The organism is Mesorhizobium sp. M2E.F.Ca.ET.219.01.1.1 (assembly GCF_004016445.2).
Taxonomy (GTDB): Bacteria; Pseudomonadota; Alphaproteobacteria; order Rhizobiales; family Rhizobiaceae; genus Mesorhizobium.
The window spans coordinates 1-303 of the sequence record NZ_SADT02000217.1; the positions used below are offsets into that span (position 1 = coordinate 1).

Annotated in this window: 1 pseudogene; it reads left to right on the plus strand. The window is 62.4% G+C overall.

What is annotated here, in order from left to right:
* Positions 1-303: pseudogene (locus EN862_RS35585) on the plus strand (hypothetical protein); the annotation flags it as partial.

Below are 303 nucleotides of genomic sequence, written 5' to 3' on the forward strand. Positions count from 1 at the left end.
CGACCAGCGTGTCGTCCAGTTCAGGATCGATCCGGACAATATGAAGGCGCCCTTCAAGGCGCTCGACTATCTGGTCCCGGCCCGCGAGCTGCGCCAGAATCGCGGCTTCGAGACGGTCACGCATGCCAACCCCTACGCCCAGCACGAAGGCGGCCTGGTCGTGGTCTCGGAGAAGAGCCTCGACAAGGCCGGCAATATCTACGCCGCCATCATCGAAGGCCCGCACAAGGGCGTCTTCACCGTCAAGCGCAACGACGATTTCGACATCACCGATGGCGCCTTCCTGCCGGATGGCGATCTTTT